This window comes from Jannaschia sp. S6380 (assembly GCF_023015695.1).
GTDB lineage: Bacteria > Pseudomonadota > Alphaproteobacteria > Rhodobacterales > Rhodobacteraceae > Jannaschia.
On sequence record NZ_JALKAS010000001.1, the window covers coordinates 1722495 to 1735384 of the forward strand.

General features: G+C 68.5%; 11 protein-coding genes. 1 reads left to right on the top strand and 10 read right to left on the bottom strand.

Annotated features, from left to right (window positions below):
* Positions 1–2: 2 nt before the first annotated feature.
* From puhC to bchF, 10 genes are read right to left on the bottom strand one after another with little or no spacing between them, the layout of a single operon-like run.
* Complete coding sequence (gene puhC / locus MWU52_RS08865; RefSeq protein ID WP_246951190.1) at positions 3–461, bottom strand: photosynthetic complex assembly protein PuhC; 459 nt, start codon at positions 459–461, stop codon at positions 3–5.
* A gap of 5 nt (positions 462–466) precedes the next feature.
* Complete coding sequence (puhB, locus tag MWU52_RS08870) at positions 467–1096, bottom strand: photosynthetic complex putative assembly protein PuhB (RefSeq protein ID WP_246951192.1); 630 nt, start codon at positions 1094–1096, stop codon at positions 467–469.
* Between the two features lie 25 nt (positions 1097–1121).
* Positions 1122–1895 carry a photosynthetic reaction center subunit H gene (puhA, locus tag MWU52_RS08875; protein ID WP_246951194.1) on the bottom strand — a complete coding sequence of 258 codons (774 nt, stop codon included), beginning with the start codon at positions 1893–1895 and terminating at the stop codon, positions 1122–1124.
* An 18-nt stretch (positions 1896–1913) separates the two neighbouring features.
* A complete protein-coding gene (locus MWU52_RS08880; protein WP_246952830.1) occupies positions 1914–3302 on the bottom strand; it encodes a PucC family protein in 1389 nt (462 codons plus the stop codon).
* A 29-nt stretch (positions 3303–3331) separates the two neighbouring features.
* Positions 3332–4006, bottom strand: a complete 675-nt coding sequence (bchM, locus tag MWU52_RS08885; RefSeq protein ID WP_246951195.1) for a magnesium protoporphyrin IX methyltransferase — start codon at positions 4004–4006, stop codon at positions 3332–3334.
* Positions 4006–4902, bottom strand: coding sequence for a ferredoxin:protochlorophyllide reductase (ATP-dependent) iron-sulfur ATP-binding protein (bchL, locus tag MWU52_RS08890; protein ID WP_246951197.1), 897 nt, complete (start codon positions 4900–4902; stop codon positions 4006–4008). Before bchL ends, bchM begins: the two co-directional genes overlap by 1 nt.
* Before the next feature lie 18 nt (positions 4903–4920).
* Positions 4921–8469, bottom strand: coding sequence for a magnesium chelatase subunit H (locus tag MWU52_RS08895; protein WP_246951199.1), 3549 nt, complete (start codon positions 8467–8469; stop codon positions 4921–4923).
* Positions 8459–9985 carry a ferredoxin:protochlorophyllide reductase (ATP-dependent) subunit B gene (gene bchB, locus MWU52_RS08900; RefSeq protein WP_246951200.1) on the bottom strand — a complete coding sequence of 509 codons (1527 nt, stop codon included), beginning with the start codon at positions 9983–9985 and terminating at the stop codon, positions 8459–8461. The genes MWU52_RS08895 and bchB overlap by 11 nt, the downstream gene beginning before the upstream one ends.
* Positions 9982–11265, bottom strand: a complete 1284-nt coding sequence (locus MWU52_RS08905; protein ID WP_246951201.1) for a ferredoxin:protochlorophyllide reductase (ATP-dependent) subunit N — start codon at positions 11263–11265, stop codon at positions 9982–9984. Before MWU52_RS08905 ends, bchB begins: the two co-directional genes overlap by 4 nt.
* Positions 11262–11771, bottom strand: coding sequence for a 2-vinyl bacteriochlorophyllide hydratase (gene bchF / locus MWU52_RS08910; protein WP_246951202.1), 510 nt, complete (start codon positions 11769–11771; stop codon positions 11262–11264). The genes MWU52_RS08905 and bchF overlap by 4 nt, the downstream gene beginning before the upstream one ends.
* A 370-nt stretch (positions 11772–12141) precedes the next feature.
* Between bchF and MWU52_RS08915 the strand changes: the two genes are divergently transcribed.
* A complete protein-coding gene (locus MWU52_RS08915; protein ID WP_246951203.1) occupies positions 12142–12846 on the top strand; it encodes a cobalamin B12-binding domain-containing protein in 705 nt (234 codons plus the stop codon).
* Positions 12847–12890 lie beyond the last annotated feature (44 nt).

Here is a 12890-nt window from a genome sequence, read left to right on the forward strand (position 1 = left end):
AATCAGTCGACCAGCCTGGCAAAGGCCGCGACGTTGTCCTCTCCGTACCCCACCAATTCCACCGACCAGTCGGTGGCCGTATCCAGGATGGCGATCGTGCCGTTCGTGCGGCGCAGCACGCGCACCGGGGCGCCGTCCGCGATGCCGCGCTTCATCCGTTCGCGGGCCAGCACGCGCCAGATCACGCCGATGAATCCGTTCCGGTCGGCCTCCGACCTGGCGATGACCGTGCCGGCGCCGTCGCGAACCGTCACGTTGCCCTGCCGGCTGCCCTCTAGATAGACGCGGCTCTCGGCCTCGACCGGGGCAAGGCGCGGCACGCCCACATGCGGGCGGTCCGTAAGCACCGCGAACCCCACCAGCAACAGCGCGCCCGTCATCAGCGCGAACATCGCCTGCACCAGCACGCGGGGCACCATCTCGGTGTCGCGGGCGCTCATCTGTGATTGCAGCTGTCCCATTCGGCCTACTCCGCGGCTATGGCGCCGACGGGCGTGTATTCGACCCGCGGCACGGCGACGCGCGCGTCGGCGGCCTCGGCGAACAGGCGTGCCACCCGGGCCGCATCGGGAATGCAACGAAACGCCGGCCGCGTGCGTCCCATCCGCCAGGGCCGGACATGCGGCCAGGTCATCAGGTACGAAAAGCGCGTCTCGCCCAGCAGGTCGAACGCCAGCGTGCCGCTGCCGCCCGGCCGGATATCCGCATCGGCCGAACCGATCCAGGTATAGGGAAGGTTCAGCGTCATCGTCAGCGCCACGCCGATCCGCATGGCGACGCGCTTGTTGGTCAGCGTGTAGACCGTCGTCCGCGCCATCGCCCGCGCGATCCCCAGAAGGACGAGGCAGGCCAGAGCCCCCAGCAGGACGAACGGCACCCCGTGCAGCAACGCCTCGCCCAGCGGCAGCCCGGTCGACGACACACCCACGCGCCAGATTGCCAGCACCGCGAAATATCCCGCGACCCAGCGGATCCACAGGACCTCGATCGCCAGTCGCCAGGCGTCGGGGCCGCCCTGCCACAGGATATGCTCGTCCGCGGGCAGGGTCTCGGGAAGGCCGCGCACTGGCTCGAAGTTGAAATCGTCATGGGACATCGCGAACCTCCTCCTTATGTCCGGTTCATATCTTGGGCTCGGCCCGCGACGGATGCGCGTAGAGCGTGCCGCCGGCGTACCAGGCCATGATCTTCTCTTCCTCCAACAGCGTGATGCGGTCGTCGGCCTTGATCGTCGGAATGCCCTCGAAGTTGTGGCTGTAGAGGGAGCGCACGGCGACGCGATCGCGCTTGATGCGGACCATGTGGATGGGCGCCAGGCGGATCTTGCCCGATCCCTCGGGGTTCAGGTCGATTACCAGATAGCGGACCATCTGCTCGGGCACGTCGACCCACATGTCGATGACCCGGCCCACGACCTCGCCATCGCCGGCCACGACCGCCTTGCCGCGCGGGTCGCGCCCGGCGCTGATGCGGAAATCGTCCAGCTTGGACAGCGGCCGGATCTTCGGATGGCCATGCGCGTCGAGTTCGGGGTGGTCGCCGCGTTCGGCCCAGCTGGCCGGCCCCACACCATCGACCATCGGGTCGCCGGTCGGCAGATAGGGCGCGCCACCGGAGGCGGCCGTCCGCTCCAGCGCGAGGTCGCGGCGATCCGCGCGCGCGCCCGACGGGACGGTCACGTCGTCGCGGTCATGCGGCAGATGGAACGTCTTGTCGCGCGGCAATGGGAAGGGGCCCTGGTTGGGCGACAGGTTCCCGTCGTCGTCCTCCAGCGGATAGCCCTCGCGCATGTTCTCGGTCTGGAGGTAGAAGATCAGCAGCGCGAAGAAGATCCAGAACATCCAGATCGCGGCACTGGCGAGGTCGAAGTTTCCAAAGAATTCAACGCCGAGCATGGCGATCTCCTTTCATGTTCAGGTCGGGAAGTCCGACAGTTCAAGCCGGACCGGCCGACCGTGGCCGAGCCGTCGGGCCTGCACGAGCGGGCCGAGGGCGATGAGGGTAATGAAAAGCAGGCCGATCTCGACCTGGTAGACGACGGAATAGCCGATCGACGGCGCGGTCAGTGCCTCGCCCAGCAGACCGGTCTCGGCCGCCTTGTTGATGATGTCGCGCAACGCCCCGCCGACGAAGATCGAAAGCCCCGCGCCGGTGGCCTGCGCCGCGCCCCAGACGCCGAGGGCCAGGCCGCGGCCCGCCACGCCCTGCACCGGCAGCGTCATCGCCGCCGTCAACGTGGCCACGGCGAACAGTCCGCCGCCCAGCCCGATGGCCGCGGCGCCGGCATAGAACATCAGGGGCGAGCCGGTCGGCGCCGAGAAGATCACCGCGCAGAACGCCGCCAGACCGCAAAGGATTCCGCGGGCGGCCATGCGGTGCGGGTCGATCCCGCGCGACAGCCAGCGTGCGGCCAGCCCGAAGCCCAGCAGCGCGCCGCCCGCCCACATCGCCGTCAGCAGCGTCGTGGACGAAACCGACAGGCCCAGTATCTCGCCGCCATAGGGTTCCAGCAGGACGTCCTGCATGTTGAACGCCATCGTCCCGAGGAAGATGACGACGACAAGACGCGTCACGCGGCCCTCGCGCGTGAAATCGGCCCAGGCCACCCGGAAGGACGGCCGCGGGCGGGCGCGTTCCGCGGGGGTGGTGGGGGACATCCGCTCCTGCTTCCACAGGGCCACGACGTTCAGGATCACGGTCACGACCGCGGCGCCCTGCACCACCTGCACCAGCCGCAGGTCCGAATAGTCCCGCAACAGCGTCCCGATCACCAGCGCGGCGAACGCCATGCCCAGCAGGTACATCACGTAGAGGAGCGAGACGACGCGCGCGCGCGTCTCCTCCGTCGCGCGGTCGGCGGCGAGGGCCAGGCCCGCCGTCTGCGTCATGTGCATGCCCAGACCAGTCAGGAGGAAGGCAAGCGCCGCCGCGACCTGTCCGAACATGCCCGCGTCGAGGGCTGTGTCCCCGGCCAGCACCAGCAGGGCCATCGGCATGATCGCGAGGCCCCCGAATTGCCAGAGCGATCCGAACCACAGATACGGCACACGCTTCCACCCGATCGCAGAGCGATAGGTGTCGGATCGGAACCCCAGAAGCGCGCGGAACGGTGCGATAAGGACCGGGATAGCAATCATCGCGGCGACGATGGTCGCGGGCACCGAAAGCTCCACGATCATGACGCGGTTCAGCGTGCCCAGCAGCATCACCGCCGCCATCCCCACCGAGACCTGGAACAGCGACAGGCGCAGAAGCTGCGACAGCGGCAACTGGTCGCTGACCGCGTCCGAGAACGGCAGCATCCGCAAGCTCAGGCCCGATATGGCACGCTTCAGGAACACGGGACGACTTCCAGAGCCTGCGAGATGTAGAAGCCGGAATTGACCCGCGTGACCGGCACCAGGCGGCAAGCGGTCAGACCCCGGCCAAGGCGTTTCGCCGATTGCGGCACCATTGCCGGCGACCGGTCGGCGCGCGGGAACAGCTTGCCCGCCCGCCACATCGCCATCAGGAGCGGGGTGCGCGGCGCGACCGTGAACAGTATGCTGTGCCGGATGCGCGGGGCGAGCGCGTCGAGCGCCGCGATCAGGTCGCTTTCCGAATAATAGATCAGGCTGTCCATTGCGGTGACGTGGTCGAAGGAACCCAGGCCTGCGTTCAGCATGTCGCCCGCGCGAAAGTCGACCCGGCCGCGCATGTCGCCCGGCGCGCGCCGCCGCGCGATGTCGATCAGCTGCGGCGAGATGTCGACCGCCGTCACCTCGGCCCCGCGCGCCGCCATCGCGACGGCAAGCGCCCCGGTGCCGCAGCCCGCATCCAGCACCCGCAGCCCGGTCAGGTCGCGCGGCATCCGGCTCAGCAGGATCGCGCGCATCCGGTCGCGGCCCGCCCGCACCGTGGCGCGAACGCCGGAAACCGGTGCGTCCGAGGTCAGCGCCTCCCACGCGCGGGTCGCGGTGCGGTCGAAATAGGTCTCGACCGAGGCGAGGGTGGCGTCATAGGTCATCAATCGAACCCCAGAAGCTCGAAGATCTCGCGGTCCGGCAGGGGTGCGGGCGCCAGCGGTTCGGTCCCGTTCCAGAGCGTCTCGGCCAGGCGGACGTATTCCTTGCGGACCTGCACGATCTCCTCGTCGTCGGCCATCTCGAACAGGGTCTTCTTCTTCAGACGCGATCGCCGGATCGCGTCGAGGTCGGGCATATGCGCGATCCGGTTGAACCCGACGGTCTCGCAGTAGCGGTCCACCTCGTCGGTATCCTTCGACCGGTTCGCGACGCAGCCCGCCAGCCGCACCTTGTAGTTCGCCGACTTGGCCTGCACCGCCGCGATGATCCGGTTCATCGCGTAGATCGAGTCGAAGTCGTTCGCGGTCACGATCAGCGCGCGGTCGGCATGCTGCAGCGGCGCCGCGAACCCGCCGCAGACCACGTCGCCCAGCACGTCGAAGATCACGACGTCGGTGTCCTCCAGCAGGTGATGCTGCTTCAGAAGCTTCACAGTCTGCCCCACGACATAGCCGCCGCAGCCGGTGCCGGCGGGCGGACCGCCGGCCTCGACGCATTTCACGCCGCCCCAGCCGTCGAAGATGAAATCCTCCGGGCGCAGTTCCTCGGCGTGGAAATCGACCTCCTTCAGGATGTCGATCACCGTGGGCACCAGCGTGCCGGTCAGTGTGAAGGTGCTGTCGTGCTTCGGATCGCAGCCAATCTGTAGCACGCGCTTGCCCAGCGTCGCGAAGGCCGCCGAAAGGTTCGACGACGTGGTCGACTTGCCGATCCCGCCCTTGCCGTAGACCGAGAAGACCTTCGCCCCTTCGATCCTGTCAGACGCGTCCTGATGCACCTGGACCGAGCCTTCGCCGTCGAGGCCGTTCAGAACGGGCGGTGTCCTGTCGAGTGCCATCGTTTCCTCTTTCCCGGCCTATTCGGCCGCAATGCCTTCCAGCCGATCCTCGAGCGCATCGGCGGCGGACCTCAGGCCCGCCAGGGTTTCGTCGTCCGGTGTCCAGTAGTCGCGATCGCTGGCTTCCAGCAGGCGGTTCGCCATGCGGATGCTCGCCTGCGGGTTCAGCTTGGCCAGACGCTCGCGCATCGCCTCGTCCAGCACGAAGGTCTCGCTCAGCCGCTGATAGACCCACGGATCGACTTGGCCCGTCGTGGCCGACCAACCCATCGTGTTGGTCACATGCGCCTCGATCTGGCGCACGCCCTCGTGGCCATGGGTCAGAAGCGGTTCGTAGAAGCGGGGGTTCAGGCTGCGCGACCGGGTCTCGAGCGCGACCTGCGCCTGCAACGTACGGACCTTGGTGCCGCCGCGCGTCTGGTCGCCGATATAGACCGCCGTCTCGGCCCCGCCCTTGGCGCGCCGCACGGCCCGCGCGATGCCGCCCAGCGTGTCGAAATAGTGGTCGACCGTGGTCACGCCCAGCTCCACGCTCTCAAGGTTCTGATAGGCCAGGTCGACGTCCTTCAGCGCGCTTTGCAACAGCGCCGCGTTTTGCACCGCCTTGCCGTCGGTCCCGTAGGCGAAGCTCTTGCGCGCCTCGTAGGCGTCGGCCAGCTCATCCTCGTCCCCGAAGGCGGAGCCGTCGACCAGCTGGTTCACGTTCGACCCGTAGGCCCCTTCGGCGTTCGAGAACACGCGCAACGCGGCAGTCCTGAGGTCGACACACATGGCGTCGGCATAGGCCAGGGCATGGGCGCGGACGAAGTTCCGCTCCGGCGGCTCGTCGGCATCGGCGCATTTCCACGCGGCCTCGGCCAGCATCCGGGTCTGGAGCGGCAGCAGGTCGCGGAAGATGCCGGACAGGGTCATCACCACGTCGATGCGCGGGCGCCCCAGTTCGGCAAGCGGGATCAGATCGGCGCCCGACAGGCGGCCATAGGCGTCGAACCTTGGCCGCGCGCCCATCAGCGCGAGCGCCTGCCCGATCGGCCCGCCATCGGACTTGATGTTGTCGGACCCCCAGAGGACCAGCGCCACCGAACGCGGCAGGGTCGCATGTGTGTCCAGAAGCGTCCGCGCCATCTCCGCCCCGTTTTGCAGCGCGAAGGCCGACGGCATCCGGAACGGGTCGAAGGCGTGGATGTTGCGCCCCGTGGGCAGGATGTCGGGATTGCGGATCAGGTCGCCGCCGGGCACCGGCGCGACGAACCGCCCGGAAAGCGCGCGCATCAGGGCGGGCAATTCATGATCCTCGGCCAGCAGCGCATCGACGCGGGCGGCGGTCTCGGCATCAGTGTCCATCGTGGCGATGTGGGCCGCGCGCACATCCGCCGCCAGCGGCCGCCCGACGACGTGCAGCCCGTCGGTGATCAGCGCCTCTTCCGTCTCCAGCAGCGTCAGCCACAGCGTCGCGGGATCGCCGCCATCCAGGTCCACCGCCTCCGCCTGTTCGCGGATCAGCGTGGCCAGATCGTCACGCGCCGGATCGTCCCCGGCCATCTCGCGCCAGCGGGTCAGGCTCGCCTTCAGGTCGGCCAGCCCCTTGTAGAGACCGGCGGCCGCCAGCGGGGGCGTCAGGTGCGTTACCGTCACCGCGTTGGCGCGCCGCTTGGCCAGCGTCGCCTCGGACGGGTTGTTCGCGGCATAGAGATAGACATTCGGCAGGTTGCCCATCAGGCGGTCGGGCCAGTCGGCCCCCGACAACCCGGCCTGCTTGCCCGGCATAAATTCGAGCGCGCCATGCATTCCGAAATGCAGCACCACATCGGCGGCGAAATCGGCCTTCAGCCAGCGATAGAAGGTGGCGAAGGCATGGGTCGGTGCGAAGCCCCGCTCGAACAACAGGCGCATCGGGTCACCCTCGTAGCCGAAGGCCGGCTGCACGCCGACGAAAACCTTCCCGAACCGCGCACCCAGTATGAACACACCGCGCCCGTCCGATTGCACGCGGCCCGGCGCGGGCCCCCACTGCGCCTCGATCTCGGCCAGCCATGGCGCGTCGGCCACGATCCGGTCGGCGGGCACATGGGCGGCGATGTTGGCCTGTTGCCCGTATTGCGCGGCGTTCCCCTCCAGGATCGCGGCGCGCAGGTCGTCCACCGTCTCGGGCGGATCGACGTCGTAGCCCTCGGCCCGCATCCGGTGGAGCGTGTTGTGCAGCGACTCGAACACGCTCAGATACGCCGCCGTCCCGACCGCGCCCGCATTGGGTGGGAACCCGAACAGCACGATGCCCACGTTCTTCTCGGCATTGGCCTTGCATCGCAGCGTCGCCAGACGGTCGGCCTTCTCGGCCAGCGCATCGATGCGCTCAAGGCACGGCGCCATCGCCTTGGCCTCGCCCGCCGGGCGGCAGGCATGGGCGCACCCGTCGCAGCCGCCGGTCCCGTGACGCCCGGCAAACACGGTCGGGTTGGTGGCGCCATCGATTTCGGGCAGGGCGACCAGCATCGTCGTCTCGACCGGGCCGAGGCCGCCGCCGCTCCGCGTCCACTGGTCCAGCGTCTGGAACTCCAGCGGCTGCGCCGAGACATAGGGCACGTCGAGCGCCGAGAGCGTCGCGACGGCCGCGTCGCTGTCATTATAAGCCGGCCCGCCCACCAGCGAGAATCCGGTCAGCGAGACCATCGCATCGACCCCGCCGAAATACGCCTCGATCGCGGGCCGCCCGTCGAGCCCGCCCGCGAAGGCCGGGATCACGCGCAGGCCCCGCGCCTCGAACGCGGCGATGACCGCGTCGTAATGCGCGGTGTCGGAGGCGAGGATGTAGGACCGCAGCATCAAGAGCCCGACGGTCGCGTGCGTCCCGTCCCGCGCGGGCAGGTCCGACAGGTCGGCGGCGATCCGGTGCCCGGGCAGGTCGGGGTGATAGAGGCCCACCTCGGGGTACTCGATCGGCGCGTCGGCCGCGACGCCCTGCCAGTCGATCCGGTGGGCATAGCGCGAGACGAGGAAGCGGATCAGCTGTTCGACATTATCGTCCGATCCGCCCAGCCAGTACTGCATCGTCAGGAACCAGGCGCGCAGGTCCTGCGCCCGGCCGGGGATCAGCCGTAGGATCTTCGGCAGGCGGCGCAGCATCTTCAGCTGGCTCTGGCCGCTTTTCTGACTGCCCGTGGCGTCGGTTTTCGGCTTCAGCTTCTTCAGAAGCGCCATCGCCCCCGAGCTGGGTTTCGACATGTCGAGCTCACCCATCCGCGTCTGCCGCACCATCTGCGCGTCCGAGATGATCGAGACGACGGCGTCGCAGTCCGCGCGCCGCGCCGCGATCTGCGGCAGGATCGCCTGGACGTGATCCTCCAGGAACAGGACGGCCGAGACGATGATGTCGGCGCTCGCGACATCGGCGCGAGCGGCGTCCAGCGCGGCGCGGTCCTCGCCCCATTCGGCGGCGGCATGGACCGTCAGCGACAGGCCCGGAAAGTCGCGGGCCAGGCGCGGCGCGACGCGCGCGACCGGCCCCGCCGCGTGGCGGTCCAGCGTCACGATCACGACGCGATAGTGCTGGTCCACGCTATCTCGCATAGTGCGCCTTCGCCTCGTAGAGCGTGTCGATCCCGATCTCGTGCAGGCCGTTCGCGGCGGCGAAGACCTCGGTGTTGCGCCGCGCCTTGCCGCGCACGAAGAACGGGATCTTGCGCAATTCGCGCTCCGCATCGGCCAGCCAGACGACGTTGTCGTCGGACGCCGCGACGGCGGGCGCGGGCTCTGCCACCGGCTGGGCGGGCTTGGCCTGCGCCCCGTGATGGCTGGCCCCGGCCGCATCGTGGAACTCGAAATCGTCGCGGAACATGTGCAGCAGATGCTCCTCCAGCCCCATGACCAGCGGATGCACCCAGGTGTCGAAGATGACGTTCGCCCCCTCGAACCCCATCTGCGGCGAATACCGCGCGGGGAAATCCTGCACATGGACGGGCGCGGAGATGACGGCGCAGGGGATGCCCAGCCGCTTGCCGATATGCCGCTCCATCTGCGTGCCGAGGATCATCTCGGGCTGCAGCGCCTCGATCGCGGCCTCGACCTCCAGGTAGTCGTCGGTGATCAGCGCCTCGACGCCGTATTCCTTGGCCAGCGCCCGGATCGGCCGCGCGAATTCGCGGTTGTAACAGCCCAGCCCCGCCACCTCGAACCCCATCTCGTCGCGGGCGATGCGTGCGGCGGCGGCGACATGCGTGCCGTCCCCGAAGAGGAAGACGCGCTTGCCGGTCAGGTAGGTGCTGTCGACCGAGCCCGAATACCACGGCAGCCGCAGGCGGCTCTCGTCCATCGACAGGTCCCGTCCGACGATGCCGCCGACCTCGGCCAGGAAGTCGCGCGTCGCGCCGACGCCGATCGGCACGGTCTTTGTCCAGGGCTGTCCCAGCTCCCGCTCCAGCCAGCGGGCGGCGCTTTCGCCCGTTTCGGGATAGAGCAGCACGTTGAAATGTGCGGCCCCAAGCCGGGCGATGTCGGCGGGCGTGGCCCCCATCGGCGCAACCACGTTGACCGCGATCCCGGCCTCCTCCAGCAGGGCGGTGATCTCGGCAATGTCGTCGCGGTGCCGGAACCCGAGGGCCGTCGGCCCCAGAAGGTTGCAGCTGACCTGCGCCGTGCGCTCCACCTTCCGGGCCAGATGCCGCACGATCTGCAGGAAGGTCTCGTCGGCGCCGAAATTCTCCTTGCGCTGATAGCTCGGCAGTTCCAGCGGGATGACCGGTATATCCAGCCCCATCGTCTCGGCGAGGCCGCCCGGGTCGTCCTGGATCAGTTCGGCGGTGCAGGACGCGCCGACGATGATCGCCTGCGGCTTGAACCGCGCGTAAGCGTCGCGACAGGCCGTCTTGAACAGCGTCGCCGTGTCCGACCCCAGATCGCGCGCCTGGAACGTGGTATAGGTGACCGGCGGGCGGTGGTCGCGCCGTTCGATCATGGTGAACAGAAGGTCGGCATAGGTGTCGCCCTGCGGCGCGTGCAGCACGTAATGCAGGCCCTTCATGCCCGTGGCGACGCGCATCGCGCCGACATGGGGCGGGCCCTCATATGTCCAGACCGTCAGCTTCATGCCGCGGCCACGCGAAGCTTGGCCCGGCGCCGCAACGGGCGCGAGAACAGGCCCGCCAGATCGCCCGCCTGTTCGTAGAAATGGACCGGCGTGAAGACCAGCTCGATCGCCCATTTCGTCGCCAGCCCCTCCGCCTCCAGCGGGTTGGCGAGGCCCAGGCCGCAGATCGTCAGGTCGGGCCGCGCTGCGCGCACGCGGTCGAGTTGCAGGTCCACGTCCTGTCCTTCGGAAATCCGCGGCCCCGCCGGCAGCAGGTCCAGATCCGGCCCATGCAGGACGTCGTGGATATAGGGCGATCCGACCTCCACCGCCGCCATTCCGCATTCACGGATCAGGAAACGGGCCAGCGGGATCTCCAACTGGCTGTCGGGGAAGAAGAAGACCGACTTGCCGCCCAGTATCTCCGCCGCCTGCGCCACGGCCTTGCGGGCGCGGGCGCGGGGGGCGTCGGTGACGCGGGCGAAGGTCTCGGCGTCGACGCCGAATTCGCGCGCGATGGCGGCGAGCCAGGCGGTCGTGCCCTCCTCACCGAACGGGAACGGCGCCGCGACGTGGCGCGCGCCACGCCGCTCCAACGCGGCATGCGTCTCGCCCAGGAACGGCTGCGTCAGCGCGAAGACCGTATTCGCGCCCACCCCCGTCTCGGCATCGATCCGTCGGGCCGGCAGGCAGCGGACCGGGCCGATGCCCAGATCGGCCAGAAGGCCCAGCATCTGATCTTCCACCACGTCCGGCAGGGCGCCGACGACCAACAATTCGCGCAAATCCGTCTCCGGCAGGACCGGAACCATCGACGCGAGGCAGGCATCCTCGCCTTCGGTGAACGTCGTCTCGATCCCCGAGCCGGAATAGTTCAGCACCCGCACATGCGGCGCATGAACCTGCGTCAGCTTCTCGGCGGCGCGGGCCAGGTCGAGCTTGATGACCTCGGACGGGCACGACCCCACGAGGAACAGCTGCCGGATGTCCGGCCTGCGCGCCAGGAGCCGCGCGACCTCGCGCTCCAGCTCGACATGCGCGTCGTTCAGGCCGGCGAGGTCGCTTTCCTCAAGGATGGCGGTGCCGAAGCGCGGCTCGGCGAAGATCATCACGCCCGCCGCCGATTGCAGCAGATGCGCGCAGGTCCGGCTGCCCACCACGAGGAAGAACGCGTCCTGCATCTTGCGGTGCAGCCAGATGATGCCGGTCAGCCCGCAGAACACCTCCCGCTGCCCCCGCTCCTTCAGGACGGGCGCCGCGCGGCAACCGGTGGCCGGGGGGCTGGGATCCTGTGCCGTCATACCGCCACACCCGCAGGCCGGGCGGGCCGGGCGACGTCGAGGCGCGCGCGGCGCAGCTTGAGGACGAACTGTCCCGCATTGATCGCGTAGGTCGCATAGGCCGCCAGCGCCAGGATCATCAGGCCCGTCGGCGACAACGCGCCCGCGAACAGCGCCACCAGATAGGCGCTGTGCAGGGCGATCACGATCATGCTGAACGCGTCCTCCCAGAAGAAGGCGGGCGCGAAGAGGTAGCGGCCGAACACGACCTTCTCCCAGATCGCGCCGGTCACCATGATCAGATACAGGATCGCCGTCTTGGCCACGATCGACATGGTCGCGATACCATAGCCCTCGCCGGTCGCGAGGTAGCGCAGCACAAGGCCCGCGGAGACTAGGAAGACCGCGAACTGCAGTGGAGCGAGGATCCCTTGGATCAGGGTCCAGACCGTCGCATCCCGGCGCGCGCGCTGGGCTTCGGTGTAGAGCTGTCCGGGGTTCGGAGCCGTTGCGGTATTCGCCGACATACGCTGTTCCTCGGATGGGTGCCTGTCACGAGATTACGCAAGCATTTCGCCAACTGTCAACTTAGACTTACACCGGCGAAAACCCGCCATGGCGCCTTACTGCCCGACTTCCTTGGAGGCTTGACTGCAACATGCGGAACACACGGCCTGCGCCGGTCTGCCGCGCCACGTTACTGTCAATTTCCTTTGACAGCCGTCCGACTCGGCTTAACCTAGCGGAAGGGATTGGGAGGTCCCGCGGGGGAATCGGTCGCGATGCGGCACCCCTGCAACTGGGAGGAGCGACCGAATGCCGAACCGTGCGAAATCGACGCCCGCGCCATGTGATCTTCATCTCGATGGCCGACTCGACGAATTGGCCGCCCGGGCGTTGAACGACGTCGCCCGATCGAGGCAACCCAGGCCCAAGGTCAACGCGGGCCTGGTCGAACGGCTGCTCGACGCCGCGCTTGGCCGCACGGGCGAATCCTACCGCACCGTCACCCGACGCATGCTGGCGCTGGGTATCGCCCCCGAGGTGATCGCCGACCGCTACATCCCGATCGTCGCCCGACGGATGGGCGAGGAATGGGTGAACGACAACGCCGGCTTCGCCACCGTCTCGATCGGCGGCACGCGGCTGCAGGCGATGCTGCGCGAGCTCAGCACCTGCTGGTCGGCCGACCGCATGGGTGGGGACGGCAAGATGACTTCGGCCGCGATGGTGATCGTGCCCCAGAACGCGCATCACACCCTGGGCGCCACCGTCCTTTCGACGCAGCTGCGCCGTGCGGGGCTATCGGTGCGGCTGTGCATCGGCATGGACCCCCGCGCGCTGAAGGTGACCGCCGACAACGGCGATTTCGACACCGTGATCATCTCCGCCTCGCTGGGCGACCGGATCGACGGCGTGCGAACGATGGTCGACATCGTCCGATCGGGTGGACGGGCCAAGACCCCGCCGGTGATCGTGGGCGGCACGATCCTCGAGCAGAACATGGACATCCAGCGCCGGACGGGCGCGGACCTCGCAACGGCCAACCTATGTGACGCGATGGATTTCTGCGACCTGCCCGCGCCGCGGGTTTATCATTGATCCTTCTGCGGCGTGATGTATCACCCTCCGTTAGCTATTTTTGA

What these genes read in the sequence shown, in the direction of transcription:
- MWU52_RS08895 (WP_246951199.1), bottom strand. Translation starts at nt 8,469, where the DNA reads ATGCGAGATAGCGTGGACCAGCACTATCGCGTCGTGATCGTGACGCTG.
- bchF (WP_246951202.1), bottom strand. Translation starts at nt 11,771, where the DNA reads ATGTCGGCGAATACCGCAACGGCTCCGAACCCCGGACAGCTCTACACC.
- bchL (WP_246951197.1), bottom strand. Translation starts at nt 4,902, where the DNA reads ATGGCACTCGACAGGACACCGCCCGTTCTGAACGGCCTCGACGGCGAA.
- puhA (WP_246951194.1), bottom strand. Translation starts at nt 1,895, where the DNA reads ATGCTCGGCGTTGAATTCTTTGGAAACTTCGACCTCGCCAGTGCCGCG.
- bchM (WP_246951195.1), bottom strand. Translation starts at nt 4,006, where the DNA reads ATGACCTATGACGCCACCCTCGCCTCGGTCGAGACCTATTTCGACCGC.
- bchB (WP_246951200.1), bottom strand. Translation starts at nt 9,985, where the DNA reads ATGAAGCTGACGGTCTGGACATATGAGGGCCCGCCCCATGTCGGCGCG.
- MWU52_RS08880 (WP_246952830.1), bottom strand. Translation starts at nt 3,302, where the DNA reads ATGCTGCCGTTCTCGGACGCGGTCAGCGACCAGTTGCCGCTGTCGCAG.
- puhC (WP_246951190.1), bottom strand. Translation starts at nt 461, where the DNA reads ATGGGACAGCTGCAATCACAGATGAGCGCCCGCGACACCGAGATGGTG.
- MWU52_RS08905 (WP_246951201.1), bottom strand. Translation starts at nt 11,265, where the DNA reads ATGACGGCACAGGATCCCAGCCCCCCGGCCACCGGTTGCCGCGCGGCG.
- puhB (WP_246951192.1), bottom strand. Translation starts at nt 1,096, where the DNA reads ATGTCCCATGACGATTTCAACTTCGAGCCAGTGCGCGGCCTTCCCGAG.